This is a genomic window from Oscillibacter valericigenes (genome assembly GCF_021531435.1).
Lineage (GTDB): Bacteria > Bacillota > Clostridia > Oscillospirales > Oscillospiraceae > Oscillibacter > Oscillibacter valericigenes_B.
Map to the genome: position 1 here is coordinate 66,910 of NZ_JAFBIS010000008.1, position 15,511 is coordinate 82,420.

Consider the following 15,511-nt stretch of genomic DNA (forward strand, 5'->3'; position numbering starts at 1 on the left):
CCGAAAAAACAGGAGGAGAGATTTTGAAATGAAAGAAAACCGTTGGCTGCGGGACCACTGGCTGATCCTGCTGACCGGCGTGGTGGTGGGCGTAGCCGCCCTGATCCTCACCGCCGCCGGAAACCCGAAGAACATGGGCTTCTGCATCGCCTGCTTCGAGCGTGACATCGCGGGCGCTCTGGGCCTGCACAGCGCCGCCAAGGTGCAGTACATCCGTCCGGAGATCATCGGCATCGTGCTGGGCGCGCTGCTTTCCGCCGTGGCCGCCAGGGAGTTCCGGGGCCGTGCCGGGTCCTCCCCCGCCTGCCGCTTTGTGCTGGGCCTGTTCGTGATGATCGGCGCGCTGGTGTTCCTGGGCTGCCCCCTGCGCATGGTCATCCGTCTGGGCGGCGGCGACCTGACCGCCGTGGCCGGTCTGCTGGGCTTCATCGCCGGTATTCTGGTGGGCATTGTCTTTTTGAAGAAGGGCTTCTCCCTGGGCCGGGCCTACTCTGTCCGAAAGGGTGAGGGCCTGATGCTCCCCGGCGTGATGGTCGTTCTGCTGGTGCTGCTGGTGGCCGCGCCCCAGCTGCTGAAGTTCTCCGAGGAAGGCCCCGGCTCCATGCACGCCTTCTGGCTGGTGTCCCTCATCGCAGGACTGGCGGTGGGCATCATGGCCCAACGGAGCCGCCTGTGCATGGCCGGCGGCCTGCGGGACGTGTTTTTGCTGAAGGACTACACCCTGCTGACCGGCTTTCTGGCCATCTGGGTCACCGTCACCGTGGGCAATCTGATCCTGGGCAATTACAACCTTTCCGCCGTATCTCAACCCATCGCCCACAGCCAGTACCTGTGGTCCTTCCTGGGCATGGCGCTGGCGGGCTGGGGCTCTATCCTGCTGGGCGGCTGCCCCCTGCGGCAGCTCATCCTGGCCGGTGAGGGCAACGGCGATTCCGCTGTCACCGTGCTGGGCATGATCGTGGGCGCCGCCGTTGCCCACAACTTCGGTCTGGCGGGCAACCCCGACAGCGTGGTGGACGGCGTGTACAAGGTGGGCGGCATCGGCACCCACGGCATGGTGGCCGTGGTGCTGGGCTTCGTGGTGCTGCTGGCCATCTCCCTGCTCCATCTCCCCGGAAAGGAGGAAGCGTGATGATCGATACCAGAGGGCTTTCCTGCCCCACCCCCGTCGTCATGGTCCAGAAGGCCATCAAGGACGGCGCCCCCGCCAGACTGGAGGTCCTGGCTGACGCCAAGGTAGCGGTGGAAAATATCACCCGGTTCGCCCGTTCCCAGGGCTATCAGGTGGAGGTCGCCGCCGACGGCCCCGATTTCAAGCTGACGCTGACAAAATGACAGCAAGACCGCCTCGAAAGAGGCGGCCTTGTGTTTTTACTCCCAGAACAGCTCGTCCAGGGTTTTGTCCAGAGTTTTGCAGATGGCGATACACAGCTTGATGGTGGGGTTGTAGTCGCCCTTTTCAATGGCGTTGATGGTCTGGCGGGAGACACCCACCGCATCGGCCAGCTGCTGCTGGTTCATGTCCAGCGCCGCCCGGGCGGATTTCAAGCGCAGGTTCTTCATTCCCCTGCCTCCTGCTTGTCCAGCAGATAATTCACCACATATACCACCAGGATCGTCAGTGTGATAGCGCCGCAGATACCGTTCGCCGCGCTGTATGTCAGGATGCCGTCCCGGAACACCCGGCCGTTTTTCCAATTCATGGCGCCGATAGCCAGGTTCAAAACCGAAACAACAGCCAACAGCGTCATCACCGTCCGGGGCTTTTCCTTCAGGCTCAGGTAGGCGTCCTTCACGATGCAGACGGAACCGAACACGATCAGCGCCGCGGCGACACACAGCATAGCACCGGCGAGAACATCGCACCAACGGCCCAGGACCATGTCGGAAAAGCCGTACAGCAGCAGGCACGTCAGCAAGGTCCAGAAGCCGTACTTGTAGGCCTGTCCCCTGGCCCGCTCCTGCCGCTCGTCAAAGGTCAGGTCCATGACCTTCAGCTTGAACAGCAGTGCTATGATGCCCACGCCCACCAGAGCCCCCGCCAGTACTCCAACCAGCATACCGAGGTTATATCCCAAAGAGTGTTCCATATGTCGTCTCTCCTTTTTTCATCTCAGGTTATGCAGTGAGTGTAATCCATTGCAAGCTTTTTGTCAAGTATATTTTACTTTTTGTCTTAAAAAAGAGACGGCGCTATGCCGTCTCCACGAATTGTATTTACGCTTCCCGTCCCAGCAGCCAGTCCGCGGACACGCCGAAGATGTCCGCCAGAGCCTTCAGTTCGACATCGGATACCGGGCGTTTCTGCCCCTCCAGAAGGGACAGGGCGGGCACGCTGATCTCCACGCCCCGGGTCTGGAGCTTCGCCAGCAGCTCCACCTGCTTCATACCGGCGGCAAGTCTGGCCTCTGTCACGCGGGCGCCCACGATATTCCGTTCTCCCAGCGCAAGCCGCCGCGGTTTCATCCTCATCTCCCCTTTTGGCTTAGTATATGCAAAAAAGTCCTTGCTATATTTGGCAATACCAAATATAACGAGATAAATGCTTGATTTTTGGAGAAAGGCGGCTCAGCACATGACCTTCCTGATCATCACCGAGGACCCCTCCGCAGGCGCCCTCCCGCCGGGAGGACGCCTGCGTTTATTCTTTTGTTTTCCGTTCCCCGATCTGCCGGTACAGGCAGGCAAGGCCGTCGGAGAGGCCGCCCACCGCGTCGATGATGCCCTTTCGCACCGCCTCCTCGCCGTAGAGGACGCTGCCCACATCGGCGGCCATGTCGTCCTTTTTCAGCATCAGGGTCTGGAAGTCCTCCGCGCTGATTTGGCTGTGTCCGGACACAAAGGCCACAATGCGGTCCTGGAGCCGCTGGAAGTAGTTGTAAGTCTGGGGGGCGGCGATGACGGTGCCGCTCATGCGGACGGGGTGGATGGTCATGGCGGCGGAGGGCACCGCGAAGCTCCGCTTCGCCGCCACCGCCAGCGGCACACCGATGGAGTGGCTGCCACCCAGGACGATAGAGACCGTGGGCTTCGTCATGCTGGCGATCATTTCGGCGATGGCAAGGCCCGCCTCCACATCGCCTCCCACCGTGTTCAGGAGGAACAGCACACCGTCCACCTCCCCGCTCTCCTCCAGCCGGGCGAGAAGGGGCAGGACGTGCTCATATTTCGTGGTCTTGGAGGTATTGGATGCGGTGGAGTGGCCCTCGATCTGACCGATGATGGTCAGGGTGTACACCGTGCCGTGAGGCGTGCGGGTCAGGGCGGAGCCGAAGTCCAGGAGGTTCTGTGTCGTCTCCTTGGCCTCGTCGGAGCCGTTTTCCCCGGACGGCTCGGCGGGCTTGGTATTTTCGGTCATATTATCCCTCACTTTCCCCGGTATTGTCTCCATTTTTATGAAAACTACACGCGCTCCGGGGTTTCTTTTTCCACTGCTCCGTGCTATACTGATTCATATTTTTCAAAAGCCGGGAGCTGATACCATGGAACAGAAAAAACAGCGCATTGTGGTAAAGGTGGGCACCTCCACCCTCACCCATGACTCCGGGGCGGTGGACCTCAGGAGCATGGAGCATCTGGTACGGGTGCTGTCCGACCTCAGCGGCGCGGGACATGAGGTCATTCTGGTGACCTCCGGCGCTATCGCCGTGGGCACCGCCAGGCTGGGGCTCCCGGAGCGGCCAAAGGAGCTGCGGATGAAGCAGGCGGCCGCCGCCGTGGGCCAGTGCCGCATGATGCATATTTACGACAAGCTCTTTTCCGAGTACAACCGCACCATGGCCCAGATTTTGCTGACCGGGGACGATGTGGAGGACCCGGACCGGGCGGAACATCTGCGCAGCACCTTCTCCGCTCTGCTGGAAATGGGCGTCATCCCGGTGGTGAACGAAAACGACTCCGTGTCCTCCGCCGAGATCGAGACCGGGCACCACAAGGTGCTGGGCGACAACGACACCCTGTCCGCTATCGTGGCGGAGCTGTGCCGGGCGGACCTGCTGGTATTGCTCTCCGACATCGACGGGCTCTACAACGCCGACCCCAAGCGGTATCCCGGCGCCAGGCTCCTCCATCAGGTGAAGGAGCTGACGCCGGAGATCCTGGAAATGGCCGGCGGCGCGGGAAGCTGGCGGGGCACCGGCGGCATGGCCACCAAGCTCTCCGCCGCCCGCATCGCCATGAACGCCGGGTGCGACATGGTCATCACCAACGGAGAACGGATGGAAGACCTCTACGGCATCGTGGGGGGAAAAGACATCGGCACGCGGTTTTTGGCCGCCGGATATGAGGAGGGACGCGTATGACCGCATTACAGCAGCAGGGCAAACTGGCAAAGGACGCAACTTACATATTGGCTACCGCCGGGACTGCGAAGAAAAACGCTGCCCTGGCCGCCATCGCGGACATTTTGACACAGCGGCAGGACGAATGGTTATCCGCCAACGCAGCCGACGTATCGGCGGCAAAGGAGGCGGGGATGCGCCCCGCCATGCTGGACCGCCTGACCCTCACCCCGGAGCGCATCGCCGGCATCGTGGATGGCGTGCGGCAGGTGTCCGCTCTGCCGGACCCCATCGGCCAGGTCACGAAGATGGAGACCCGGCCCAACGGACTCATCATCGGCCGGCGGCGGGTGCCTCTTGGCGTCATCGCTATCATTTTCGAGGCCCGGCCCAACGTCACCGTGGACGCGGCGGCGCTGTGCCTGAAATCCGGCAACGTGTGCATTCTTCGGGGCGGCAAGGAGGCCATCCGCTCCAACCGCTGCGTGGTCAAGCTCATGCGGGAGGCGCTTCACTCTGTGGGACTGCCGGAGGACTGCATCTCCCTGGTGCAGGACACCAGCCATGAGACGGCCAACGAGCTGATGCACCTGGACGGCTATGTGGACGTCCTCATCCCCCGTGGCGGCGCGGGGCTGATCCGGGCGGTGGCGCAGGAGGCCAGCGTGCCGGTCATCCGCACCGGCGAGGGCGTGTGCCACATCTACGTGGACGACGAGGCCGACCTGGACATGGCTGCCAAGGTGCTGTTCAACGCCAAGTGCTCCCGGCCCTCCGTGTGCAACGCCGTGGAGTGCGTGCTGGTCCAGGAGGACATCGCCAGGGACTTCTGGTCCAAGGCCCTGCCCCTGCTGGACGAAAAGGCCGTGGAGCTGCGGGCCGACGCTGCTGCTCTGGACATTCTTGGCACCCGTGCCCTGCCCGCCGCCGAGAGCGACTGGGACGCGGAATACGACGACTACATTCTGGCCGTCCGGACGGTGAAGGACATGGACGAGGCCATCCGGTTCATCAACCAGCACGGCACCGGGCACTCCGAGGCCATCATCACGAAGAACTACTTCAAGGCCCAGCACTTCCTGGACCAGGTGGACGCGGCGGCGGTATACGTCAACGCCTCCACCCGGTTCACCGACGGCGGCGAATTCGGCCTGGGGGCCGAGATCGGCATCTCCACCCAGAAGATGCACGCCCGGGGCCCTATGGGGCTGGAGGAACTGACCTCCTGCAAGTACGTCATTTACGGCGAGGGACAGGTGCGCTGACACTAGAAAGGAAAAACTGCCGTGCCGGATTTTCTGCTCAGCATTCTGATAGGGCTCAGTCTTTGCTATGCGGCCGGACGCCGGATCAGGCCGCTGCCCCTGAAAATAGCGTTGATCGCCGTGCTGACGGTCCTGACGTTACTGAGCTGTCTGGACGTTCCCGCGGCGCGGTATCCGCTGATCACCGCCGGCATGCTGCTGATCGCCGCTGCCTGCTGGAACGGCCGGAAGCAGCCGGAGCGGGTCCCTGCCTTGCTGCTTTTTGTGGTTTTGTTCGGTCTCCTTCCCGTCATAGGACTGGTCCGGCAGTGGATGCCCGGAACTTATCCCTACCGGGGAGAAGGATGGCAGGAGGACATTTTTTACTGTGTTATCAGTCTGCCGGCGGGGCTTGCCTCCGTTGTCTCCCTGATCCGCATTTTACTGGAAAAACATGGCCGTAACGGTCAAAAAGAGGTGGATTGAATATGGCAACTTTAGGTTTTATCGGCACCGGCAACATGGGCGGAGCCCTGGCCCGGGCCGCCTGCAAAAGTATCCCCAGCGACCAGGTGTTTCTGGCGAACCGCACCGTGGAAAAAGCCAGGGCTTTGGCGGAGGAGCTGGAGTGCCGGGTGACGGACAACGAGGCCATCGCGGAGAGCGCCGACTTTATCTTCCTGGGGGTAAAGCCCCAGATAATGGCGGACCTCTTGGCGGAGATCGGCCCCGTGCTGGCAAAGCGAGAGAGCCGCTTCATCCTGGTGACCATGGCGGCTGGCCTCACCATCGCCCGCATCCAGGAGCTGGCAGGCGGGAACTACCCCGTCATACGCATCATGCCCAACACGCCCGCCGCCATCGGCGAGGGTATGATTTTGTACGCCTGCGGCGAGGGCGTTGCCCAAACTGAAGAAAAAGTATTCCTGGACGCTATGGCCGGAGCGGGGCGGTTCTCCCCTCTGCCGGAAAAGCTGATCGACGCCGGTTCCGCCGTGTCCGGCTGCGGCCCCGCTTTCGTGGACCTGTTCATTGAAGCGCTGGCCGACGGCGGCGTGGCCTGCGGCCTGCCCCGGGCGGCGGCCATGGAATACGCGGCCCAGATGGTGCTGGGCTCCGCCCGGCTGGTCCTGGAGAGCGGCAAGCACCCCGGCGTTCTGAAAGACGCCGTCTGCTCCCCCGGCGGCACCACCATCCAGGGCGTCCGAACCCTGGAGGAGGCGGGCTTCCGGGGAGCCGTCATGGACGCGGTCATCGCAGCCTACGAGAAAAATGCTGATTTGAAATAACACGCAAAAGAAAGCCCGGAGCGATGCTCCGGGCTTTCTTTTATGGACGCAGCTTTTCAGGCGGCGGGGATCGTCAGGACCTGGCCGATGTAGATCATGCCGGGATCCTTGACGGTGGCCTTGTTAGCCTCGTAGATGACGCCCCACTTGGTGCCGGTGCCGTAGGTCTTCTGGGCGATGCTCCACAGGCAGTCGCCGGCAACCACGGTGTAGGTGCCGCTCTCGGCGGCGGGTTTTTCAGGCTCCGCGGGCTTGGCAGGCTCCACAGGCTGCTCAGGCTCGGCGGGCGCGGTCACGATGGTGATGCGGCCGGCGGGGGCGGCATACTCCTGCCCCACGGTGCCATTCAGCTCTTCCACAATGTAGTTGATCAGGACCTGGTTATCGATCATCACACAGTCCTTGATGATCTCCACATTGTCAGTGCCGAACATGGCATAGCCGTCGCCCTGAGACTTCAGCATATAGTTGTGGGAGGCCAGGGTGTAGGTCTTGTTCACATCCAGAGGCTGGCCGCCGACCTGAATGTCGGAAACGCGGTAAGCGCCGTCCACCTTGACAAACATGTTCTTTTCATCCCGCACCACGGAGGAGGGAATGGTGCTGTCAATGGTATAGGTCAGGCCGGAGACCTGCAGGAAGCCGCCGCTCTCGCCGGGATACGCGGAAGCGCCCAGCTCCAGAGCGTCCTTGATCTGCTGGCCGGTGACCTTCACCAGGCAGGCCTCATTGCCGAAGGGATGGACGTTGACGATGTCACCGTAGGTAATATCGCCGGCGGCAAGATTGGCACGGACGCCGCCGCCGTTGACGAAAGCCACATCAGCGCCCAGCATCACGCGGTAAGCGTCGGCGCACAGGTCGCCGAGGTTGGTCTCCGCACTGCGGACAGCGCGCTTGCCGTCGGCGCCGTTGATGGTCAGTTCCACTTCTGTCTTGGCCACCACCGTATTCTGCAGGGCGTCGAACTTCTCGGTCACACCGGCGATGTAAGCCGTGGTATCGGCGTCGGCAGTCACATTGGCCAAGTCGATGTTCTCACAGGTGATGGTGCCGTCGGCTTTGATGGTGATCTTGCCCACGTTGGCCAGCTTGGTGCCGGTCTGGGCGAAAGCCACGTCGTTGCCGGCCTTATCCTTCACGGTCTCGGCAAAAGTGGAGTGGGAGTGGCCGTCAATGAAAGCGTCAAAGCCGGTGGTGTTGGCGATGACTTCCTTGGAAGTCCAGGGGGAGGACTCTCCGTCAATGCCCAGGTGTCCCAGGCCGATGACGTAGTCCGCTCCGGCGGCTTCCGCCGCGTCGATGGCCTTCTGTGCCGCGGCGTACAGCTCCTGGCCGTTGCCGCCTTCACAGAAACCGTAGATATAGTTGCCGTTCCCGTCCTGGAAATAGGTCGGAGTGGACTTGGTGAAGGTCTCGGGGGTGGTCAGGCCCACGAAAGCGACCTTCTTGCCGTCCACCTCGAACAGCTTATAGGCGTCAAACACGGGCTTGCCGGTCTTATCTACAAAGTTGGCAGAGAGATAGGGGTACTCAGCCTTTTCCTTGGCCAGCTTCAGGAACTGGTCCATGTCGTAGTCGAACTCATGGTTGCCGGGGACCGCCGCATCGTAGCCGATCTCGTTCATAATGTCCACGATGTACTCGCCCTTGGACAGCGTGCCGATCACGCCGCCCTGGATGGCGTCACCGGCGTCCACCAGAAGATCGGCGTCCTTCGCCAGAGCCGCCACCTTGTCATAGGCTTCATAGCTGCAATGGACGTCATTGGTATGGAGAATGACGATCTCATCCGCAGGCGCGGCAGAGATCACCGCCGCCTCCTCCGCGCTGGCGGTGACCGTCAGGGAGAACATCATGGCCAGGACCAGCAGCAGAGACAGAAGTTTCTTGCTCTTCATGTGTGTACCTCCTTTTGTTTTCAGGCAAAACCTGCCTATTGGTATGATTATATCATATCTGTCGGAAATAAAAAGCCCGGAGCGGAAAGTTCCGTGAAAAATTTTCGCCCGGTTATTGTAAATTTTTTGCTGTTTTCCGGTATGTCTGGTAATTTGAGAACAGGTGTGCTATACTGAATCTATCAACAAAAATGGAGGGCGGTTTTTATGCGTACGCTGTTCAAGGGCGGCACGGTGGTCTCCGGCACGGGGACGAAGCGGGCCGACCTGCTGGTCGAGGACGAAAAAATCGTGGAAGCGGGAAAAAATCTGAAAACAGACGCCGACCGGGTGGTGGATGTGACCGGGTGCCTGCTGTTCCCCGGCTTTATCGACGCCCACACCCATTTTGACCTGGATGTGTGCAATACCACCACGGCGGATGATTTCTACACCGGAAGCCGGGCGGCGCTCCGGGGCGGCACCACCACCGTCATCGACTTCGCCTGCCCCAACAAGGGCGAGAGCCTGCACTACGGCCTGGACCTGTGGCACAAGAAGGCCGACGGACGGACCTTCTGCGACTACGGCTTCCACATGACCATCGACGACTGGAACGAGTCCATCCGGGCGGAGCTGCCGGATATGTTCGCCAAGGGCGTGTCCTCTTTCAAAATGTACATGACCTATCCCGCTATGATGGTGGGCGACCGGGATATGTACTGGGCCCTGAAGGAGCTGAAATCCCTGGGCGGCATCTGCGGCGTACACTGTGAGAACGCCGGGGTCATCGACGGCATGATCGCCGAGCGAAAAAACAGCGGGCAGTTCTCTCCCGCCTGCCACCCTCTGACCCGGCCGCCCTACCTGGAGGCGGAGGCGGTCAGCCGCCTGCTGCGCATCGCCCAGGCGGCGGAGGCCCCGGTGGTCATCGTCCATCTTACCAACCAGGAGGCGCTGAAAGAGGTGCAGCACGCCCGGGACCGGGGCCAGAAGGTCTACGTGGAGACCTGCCCCCAGTACCTGCTGCTGGATGACAGCGTGTACTTCAATGAGGACTACTCCCAGGCGGCCCGGTATGTCTGCGCGCCGCCCATCCGGGAAAAGGGGCAGCAGGCCCTTCTGTGGAAGGCCCTGCGGCGGGGCGACATCCAGACCATCTCCACCGACCACTGCTCCTTTACCCTGGAGCAAAAGGACGCGGGCCGGGAGGACTTTACCAAGATCCCCGGCGGTCTGCCCGGCGTGGAGACCCGGGGCGAGCTGATCTACTCCTACGGCGTGGCGGCCAAACGCATCACCGCCCAGCGGATGTGCCTGGCCCTCAGCGAAAACCCGGCGAAGCTATATGGCCTGTTCCCCCGGAAGGGCCGTCTGCAACCCGGCGCCGACGCCGACATCGTGGTCTACGACCCCGGCGCCAGCCACGTCATCCGGGCGGACGACTGCGTGACCAACGTAGACTACAACCCCTACGAGGGCTTTGTCACCGCCGGCGGCATCCGGCAGGTGTGGCTCCGGGGCAATCTCGCCGTGGAGAACGGCAAGGTCCTGGACGAGACGCCCCAGGGCCGGTACATGGCCCGTGGAAAATGTTCCCTGTAACAAAAAAACAGGCTGTGCGTGCGCACAGCCTGTTTTTTTGATTCTTATTCGCCCCACTGGACGTCCACGATGGTGCCGCCCTTGATCTCGATATACTCACTCTTGAGGATGTAGTCCGTCTTGCCGATGCGAACCTCCTGGTCGCCGACCTTGGTGGTCATCACCGCCTCGGTGGGGGTCTCGGTGGTGGCGGTGAAGTACAGCGTCACATGGTCAGGGTCCTCCACCCACTCGCCGTCAGGTCCCAGCACATAGTAAGGCGCTTTCTCCACGGACTCGATCTGGCCGCCCACCAGGGCACCGGAGGCCATCAGCGGAGAGGGCAGGTGCAGCTTGCTGTTCTCATACACTTCCTTGGGTACGCCCTCGGCCTTCACCGTATAGGTCACCTTGGTCATGGCGCGGGGGCCGGAGTTCCGGGAGCCCAGCAGCTTATAGGCCGCGAAGCCCACCACCGCCACAAGCAGCACCACGATGATGACATCCACGATGTTGAATTTACGCTTTGCTTTCTGTTCCATAGTTCCTCCATCACGGGCAAAAGCCCGGTTTTTCTCTTGTTGTGGACAATGTTCGGGAAATATTGTATACTATTTTTTCAGAATCCACAAGACCATTTTTTGAAACGAGGTCTTTTTCCTATGAAAGTCATCCATCTCATCAGCGGCGGCGACTCCGGCGGCGCCAAGACCCACGTTCTGAGCCTGCTGCAAAACCTGAACAAGACCATCACCGCCCAGCTGGTCTGCTTCCGGGACGGCCCCTTCGCAGAAGAGGCCCGGAGCATGGGCATCCCCACGGTAATCATGGGCGGCAACAACATTCCCCGGCTGCGGCGGAAGCTGACAGACTATATCAAGGCCGGCGGCTATGAGGTCATCCACTGCCACGGCTCCCGGGCCAACATGGTTGGTTCTCTGCTGCGCTCCTCCACAGGCCTTCCGGTGGTCTCCACCGTCCACAGCGACTACAAGCTGGACTACATGGGCCGCCCCCTCAGCCGCCTGACCTTCGGCACCATCAACGCCTGGGCCCTGCGGCACCTGGACTACCGCATCGGCGTGTCCGACGCCATGGTGGACCTGCTGATCTCCCGGGGCTTTGCGCCGGACAGGTTCTACGCCATCTACAACGGCATCGACTTCACCCCCGCGCCGCCCCAGGGCGACCGGCTGCCCTACCTCAGGGGCCTGGGGGCGGACGTGGACGAGGACAGCGTGGTGGTGGGCATTGCCGCCCGGCTGAATCCCGTCAAGGATATGTCCACCCTGGTCCGGGGCTTCGCCGCGGGCTATCAGAAGTGCAAACGGCTTCGCCTGGTCATCGCGGGCGACGGTGAGGAGCGGGACAAGCTGGCCTCTCTCGCCAAAGAGCTGGGTGTGGAGCGGCAGGTCACCTTTGCCGGATGGATCTCCGGCGGTATGGACCGCTTCTACTCCGCCCTGGACATCAACGCCCTCACGTCCCTTTCCGAGACCTTCCCCTACGCCCTGACAGAGGGCGCCCGGTTCCATCTGGCGACGGTGGCTACCGCCGTGGGCGGCATCCCCTACCTCATCGACACCGACGTCAACGGCTTTCTGTTCCAACCCGGCGACTGGGCGGCTCTGGGAGAGCATCTGGCGGCTCTGGGCAATGACGACCGGCTTCGCCGCCAGATGGGCGAAAAGCTCTACGAAAAGGCGTCCACCCAGTTCTCCATTCAAAAGACGGTGGACACCCAGCTTCACATCTATGAAGAAATCATCCGCCGCCACGCCCGGCCCAAAAACGTCCGGGACGGCGTGGTCATCTGCGGCGCCTATGGCCGGGGCAACGCCGGCGACGACGCCATTCTGGAGGCCATTCTGCAGGAGATGCGGGGCATCGACCCGGACATGCCGGTGACGGTCATCTCCAAGGATCCCAAAAGCACCTGCCTGACTTACCGGGTCCGCTCCGTCAGCCGGATGAACATTCCGGCGTGGCGAGGGGCCATGAAGCGGGCAAAGCTCTATATCAACGGCGGCGGCAGCCTTATTCAGGATGTGACCTCCCGCCGCTCCCTGTGGTTCTATCTGCACAACATCCAGAGTGCAAAAAGAAGCGGCTGCCAGGTGCAGATGTACGGCTGCGGCATCGGCCCCGTCACCCGGGAGAACCACCGGAAGCTGGCGGCAGAGGTGCTGAACCGGAGCGTGGACGCCATCACCCTGCGGGAGCCGGATTCCCTGGACGAGCTGCGGGCCATGGGCGTGACCCAGCCGGAAATTCTGCTGACGGCGGACCCGGCCCTGACGCTGCGCCGGGCCAGTGACGACGAGACAGACAGCGTGCTGCTCCGGGCGGGCATCCCGCCCCACGGGCGGTATATCTGCTTCGCCCTGCGGCAGTGGAAGGGCTTTGAGGGCAAAGCTCCCCTGTTTGCCAAGGCAGCCAAATACGCCTACGAGACCTACGGCCTGACCCCGGTGTTCGCGGCGGTGGAAAAGCACCAGGACCCCATCGCCGCCCGGCAGTCCGCCGCAGGGCTGGACATTCCCCACTACTTTCTGGACGACGCCGGCGGGGCGGGCACCATCATCGGCGCCCTCAGCCGGATGGAGCTGGTGGTGGCCATGCGGCTCCACGCCCTCATCTTCGCCGCCGGGCAGGGCATCCCCCTGGCGGGCGTGGTGTACGACCCCAAGGTGTCCGCCTTCCTGCGGTACATCGGGCAGGAGCTGTTCACGGACCTGGACGCCCTGACGGAGGAAAACCTGCGGGAGATGATCGACCGGGCGGCAGCCCAGGCCAGCCACCCCGAGGCCCAGGCCGCCGCGGTGGAGCGGCTCCAGGGCATGGAGCGGAAAAATGTGGAGACGGCCCGGCGGCTGCTGGGGCTGTAAATGAAAAGGACGCGCTTTCAGTGCGTCCTTTTTCTATATTTCCGGTTCCCCCGGCCCGCACCGCTCCCGCTGGGCGGCGATGGTCGCCAGGGTGTCCCCCAGCTGGGTCAGAACAGCCGCCGCCAGGGCCAGGTCTCCGTCGTTCAGATTGGCGGCAATGGACACCGCCAGGGTGTTGACCGCCGTGGTCAGAGCCAGCGGGTCACAGTCGCAGTTATGCATGGCATCACCCCTGCCAGCCTATGCCCCCGGCGAATGGGGCGTTACTTTTTCTCCGGGTGCAGCGGAAACACCGTCAGCTTTTCGCCGCCGTCCCACAGGGCCAGGAGTACGTCGGATTCGTCCTTGTACCCCTGCCGCAGCAGGCTCCGCCGGACCCACGCTTCCTCCTTCCCCGCCTGACGGATGTTGTCCTCCAGCAGCTTGCCGTCCATGACGAAGGGCATCTGCACCTTGGCCTGCTTGGGGTTCAGATTCAGGTCCGTGGGTGTGGCGGGGCGGTCCGTCTCCTTGGGCAGGAAGCTGACCACACCGTTGTGCTCCAGCACCGCCGACTGGAGCTGATTCAGGTCGAACCAGCCGCCGATGCGGCAGTAGGTCAGGAATTCGTTCAGGTCCAGCCGGGCCTTTTTCAGGTTCTCCCGGTAGATGACGCCGTTTTCCAGCAGCACCAGGGGCTTGCCCGTCACCACCGCCCGGGCCTTCACGGATTTGTTGGTCAGGATGGAAATTAGGACGGCCACCACGCCGTAAATAATGAGGGCGGTCAGGGGCTTGGCGGGCTCCTCCAGCTCCGTCGCCAGCTCCGCCGCCACGGAGCCGATGGTGATGCCCACCACATAATCGAACATGGTCATCTGGGACACCTGCTTGGTGCCCATGAGCTTTGCCAAAAGGAACAGCACCACGATGGACAGCAGGGCCGTCAGGGTCGTCTGTCCGATTTGTGCCAATATCTGGGTAAACTGCATAAAAAAACCTCCCGTGGCTCGTGTTTTTACACAGTATGCCACGGGAGGCCTGTTTTTAGTCGTTGGCGTTCCCGGCGTGGGTCAGGCCGGGGTCCTGCTTGGGCTCGTTGGTGTGGACGTTGATGTACTGGGCCTTCAGCTTGGAGTACAGAATCGTCTGGCTGGAGTACAGGCCGCTGTACCCGGAGAGCATGTAGCTGATGACGCAGGCCAGGGCGAAGTACAGCAGGCCGGCGTCCCCGAACAGCTCGATGGACAGAAGCGTGGACGCCAGGGGGCAGTTGGTGGCGCCGCAGAACACGGTCACCAGGCCGATAGCGGCGGAAGCCCCCGCGGGCAGCCCCAGCAGCGGCCCCACCACGCAGCCAAAAGTGGCTCCCACGAAGAAGGAGGGCACCACCTCGCCGCCCTTGAACCCGGCGGCCAGGGTCACGGCGGTGAACAGCAGCTTTAACAGGAACGCGGCGGGATGGGCCGTTCCCTGCTCCACGGCTGCTGTGACCACCTCCATGCCCGCGCCGTTATAGTCCGTGGTGCCGCAGAGGTACGTCAGGGCGATGACGGCAAAGCCGCCCGCCGCGACCCGCATCCAGGCATTGGGAAAGTACCTGTCCATCAGGTGCTCCGCCGTGTGCATGACGCCGCAGAACAGGACGGACACCAGGGCGCACAGCACCGCCAGCACGCCGACGCGCAGCATGGTGCCCGCCGCCAGGGCAGGCATCTCCACGGTGAAGCGGGTGGGCTCCACGCCCAGCAGCAGCGACACGCCGTAGGCAGTCAGGGCGGCGGTCAGGCAGGGGAACATGGCGGCGTGGTACATGACGCCCACGCTGATGACCACGATGGAGAAAATGGCGGCGGTCAGGGGCGTGCCGAACAGGGCGGAGAAAAAGGCAGCCATGCCCGCCAGAGTTGCGATGCGCAGGTCCTTGTCGTCCAGCCGGAACAGCCGTCCGGTGTGGAAGCCGATGGTGCCGCCCATCTGGAGGGCGGCGCCCTCCCGTCCGGCGGAGCCGCCGCACAGGTGGGTCAGCACGGTGCCCAGGAAAATGGCGGGCAGCAGCAGAATGGGCAGGCCCTTGCCCAGATGCACCTCGTCGATAACGGCGTTGGTGCCCTGGCCCTCGGTCTTCGTCAGCTTGTAAAAGCCGACAATGACAAGACCGGCCAGGGGCAGGCACCACAGCAGCCAGGGATGTTCGCCCCGCAGCAGCGTCGCCTCATGGACGCCCACATGAAAGGCGGTGCCGATCACACCGCACACAAGGCCCACAGCCACCGCCAGCACCAGCCATTTGCCGATGGACCGCACATACAGGGCCGCCAGCCGGAGCCCAGCCTTTGCCCGCTCCGTATATCCGTTTTCCACGGT

Annotated in this window: 17 protein-coding genes; 8 read left to right on the plus strand and 9 right to left on the minus strand. The window is 62.7% G+C overall.

Features of this window, described 5'->3' with window-relative positions; genetic code table 11:
* Nucleotides 1–28: 28 nt before the first annotated feature.
* Both yedE and JQM68_RS06170 read left to right on the plus strand, forming a co-directional pair.
* On the plus strand, nt 29–1,132 hold the full coding sequence (gene yedE / locus JQM68_RS06165) for a YedE family putative selenium transporter (RefSeq protein WP_235222118.1): 1,104 nt from the start codon (nt 29–31) through the stop codon (nt 1,130–1,132).
* Nucleotides 1,132–1,335 carry a sulfurtransferase TusA family protein gene (locus JQM68_RS06170; RefSeq protein WP_235222119.1) on the plus strand — a complete coding sequence of 68 codons (204 nt, stop codon included), beginning with the start codon at nt 1,132–1,134 and terminating at the stop codon, nt 1,333–1,335. Before yedE ends, JQM68_RS06170 begins: the two co-directional genes overlap by 1 nt.
* Before the next feature lie 36 nt (nt 1,336–1,371).
* On the opposite strand, the gene JQM68_RS06175 is transcribed toward JQM68_RS06170, so the two are convergent.
* The 4 genes from JQM68_RS06175 to JQM68_RS06190 all read right to left on the minus strand — a co-directional run bounded on the left by JQM68_RS06175 (nt 1,372) and on the right by JQM68_RS06190 (nt 3,358).
* The gene (locus JQM68_RS06175) at nt 1,372–1,563 is read right to left on the minus strand and encodes a helix-turn-helix transcriptional regulator (RefSeq protein WP_235222120.1); all 192 of its coding nucleotides are present in this window, start codon (nt 1,561–1,563) and stop codon (nt 1,372–1,374) included.
* The gene (locus tag JQM68_RS06180; RefSeq protein ID WP_235222121.1) at nt 1,560–2,090 is read right to left on the minus strand and encodes a hypothetical protein; all 531 of its coding nucleotides are present in this window, start codon (nt 2,088–2,090) and stop codon (nt 1,560–1,562) included. The genes JQM68_RS06175 and JQM68_RS06180 overlap by 4 nt, the downstream gene beginning before the upstream one ends.
* Before the next feature lie 127 nt (nt 2,091–2,217).
* Nucleotides 2,218–2,466, minus strand: coding sequence for an XRE family transcriptional regulator (locus tag JQM68_RS06185; protein ID WP_235222122.1), 249 nt, complete (start codon nt 2,464–2,466; stop codon nt 2,218–2,220).
* 175 nt (nt 2,467–2,641) lie between these two features.
* Complete coding sequence (locus JQM68_RS06190) at nt 2,642–3,358, minus strand: ClpP family protease (protein WP_235222123.1); 717 nt, start codon at nt 3,356–3,358, stop codon at nt 2,642–2,644.
* A gap of 124 nt (nt 3,359–3,482) precedes the next feature.
* Between JQM68_RS06190 and proB the strand changes: the two genes are divergently transcribed.
* Genes proB through proC form a run of 4 tightly spaced genes read left to right on the plus strand, consistent with a single transcriptional unit; the run spans nt 3,483 to nt 6,813 of the window.
* Complete coding sequence (proB, locus tag JQM68_RS06195) at nt 3,483–4,301, plus strand: glutamate 5-kinase (protein WP_235222124.1); 819 nt, start codon at nt 3,483–3,485, stop codon at nt 4,299–4,301.
* The gene (locus JQM68_RS06200) at nt 4,298–5,545 is read left to right on the plus strand and encodes a glutamate-5-semialdehyde dehydrogenase (RefSeq protein ID WP_235222125.1); all 1,248 of its coding nucleotides are present in this window, start codon (nt 4,298–4,300) and stop codon (nt 5,543–5,545) included. The genes proB and JQM68_RS06200 overlap by 4 nt, the downstream gene beginning before the upstream one ends.
* 21 nt (nt 5,546–5,566) lie before the next feature.
* The gene (locus JQM68_RS06205) at nt 5,567–6,010 is read left to right on the plus strand and encodes a hypothetical protein (protein WP_235222126.1); all 444 of its coding nucleotides are present in this window, start codon (nt 5,567–5,569) and stop codon (nt 6,008–6,010) included.
* Between the two features lie 2 nt (nt 6,011–6,012).
* Complete coding sequence (proC, locus tag JQM68_RS06210) at nt 6,013–6,813, plus strand: pyrroline-5-carboxylate reductase (protein ID WP_235222127.1); 801 nt, start codon at nt 6,013–6,015, stop codon at nt 6,811–6,813.
* A 56-nt stretch (nt 6,814–6,869) separates the two neighbouring features.
* Here the strand turns inward: proC and JQM68_RS06215 are convergent, their stop codons facing one another.
* Nucleotides 6,870–8,714, minus strand: coding sequence for a 5'-nucleotidase C-terminal domain-containing protein (locus JQM68_RS06215; RefSeq protein WP_235222128.1), 1,845 nt, complete (start codon nt 8,712–8,714; stop codon nt 6,870–6,872).
* 207 nt (nt 8,715–8,921) lie between these two features.
* Here JQM68_RS06215 and hydA point away from each other — a divergent pair, with 207 nt between their 5' ends.
* Nucleotides 8,922–10,298 (plus strand): dihydropyrimidinase, encoded by a 1,377-nt coding sequence (gene hydA, locus JQM68_RS06220; protein ID WP_235222129.1) that lies wholly within the window; start codon nt 8,922–8,924, stop codon nt 10,296–10,298.
* A 44-nt stretch (nt 10,299–10,342) separates the two neighbouring features.
* On the opposite strand, the gene JQM68_RS06225 is transcribed toward hydA, so the two are convergent.
* Entirely contained in the window at nt 10,343–10,819 is a 477-nt protein-coding gene (locus tag JQM68_RS06225) for a DUF4330 family protein (protein ID WP_235222130.1), read from the minus strand.
* Nucleotides 10,820–10,939: 120 nt separating this feature from the next.
* On the opposite strand from JQM68_RS06225, the gene csaB reads away from it, so the two are divergent.
* On the plus strand, nt 10,940–13,165 hold the full coding sequence (csaB, locus tag JQM68_RS06230; RefSeq protein ID WP_235222131.1) for a polysaccharide pyruvyl transferase CsaB: 2,226 nt from the start codon (nt 10,940–10,942) through the stop codon (nt 13,163–13,165).
* A 33-nt stretch (nt 13,166–13,198) separates the two neighbouring features.
* On the opposite strand, the gene JQM68_RS06235 is transcribed toward csaB, so the two are convergent.
* From JQM68_RS06235 to JQM68_RS06245, 3 genes are read right to left on the minus strand one after another with little or no spacing between them, the layout of a single operon-like run.
* Nucleotides 13,199–13,387, minus strand: coding sequence for a DUF6774 domain-containing protein (locus JQM68_RS06235; protein WP_235222132.1), 189 nt, complete (start codon nt 13,385–13,387; stop codon nt 13,199–13,201).
* A 41-nt stretch (nt 13,388–13,428) separates the two neighbouring features.
* Entirely contained in the window at nt 13,429–14,136 is a 708-nt protein-coding gene (locus tag JQM68_RS06240) for a DUF421 domain-containing protein (protein WP_235222133.1), read from the minus strand.
* Between the two features lie 55 nt (nt 14,137–14,191).
* Nucleotides 14,192–15,508 carry a chloride channel protein gene (locus JQM68_RS06245; RefSeq protein WP_412758458.1) on the minus strand — a complete coding sequence of 439 codons (1,317 nt, stop codon included), beginning with the start codon at nt 15,506–15,508 and terminating at the stop codon, nt 14,192–14,194.
* Between the last annotated feature and the right edge of the window lie 3 nt (nt 15,509–15,511).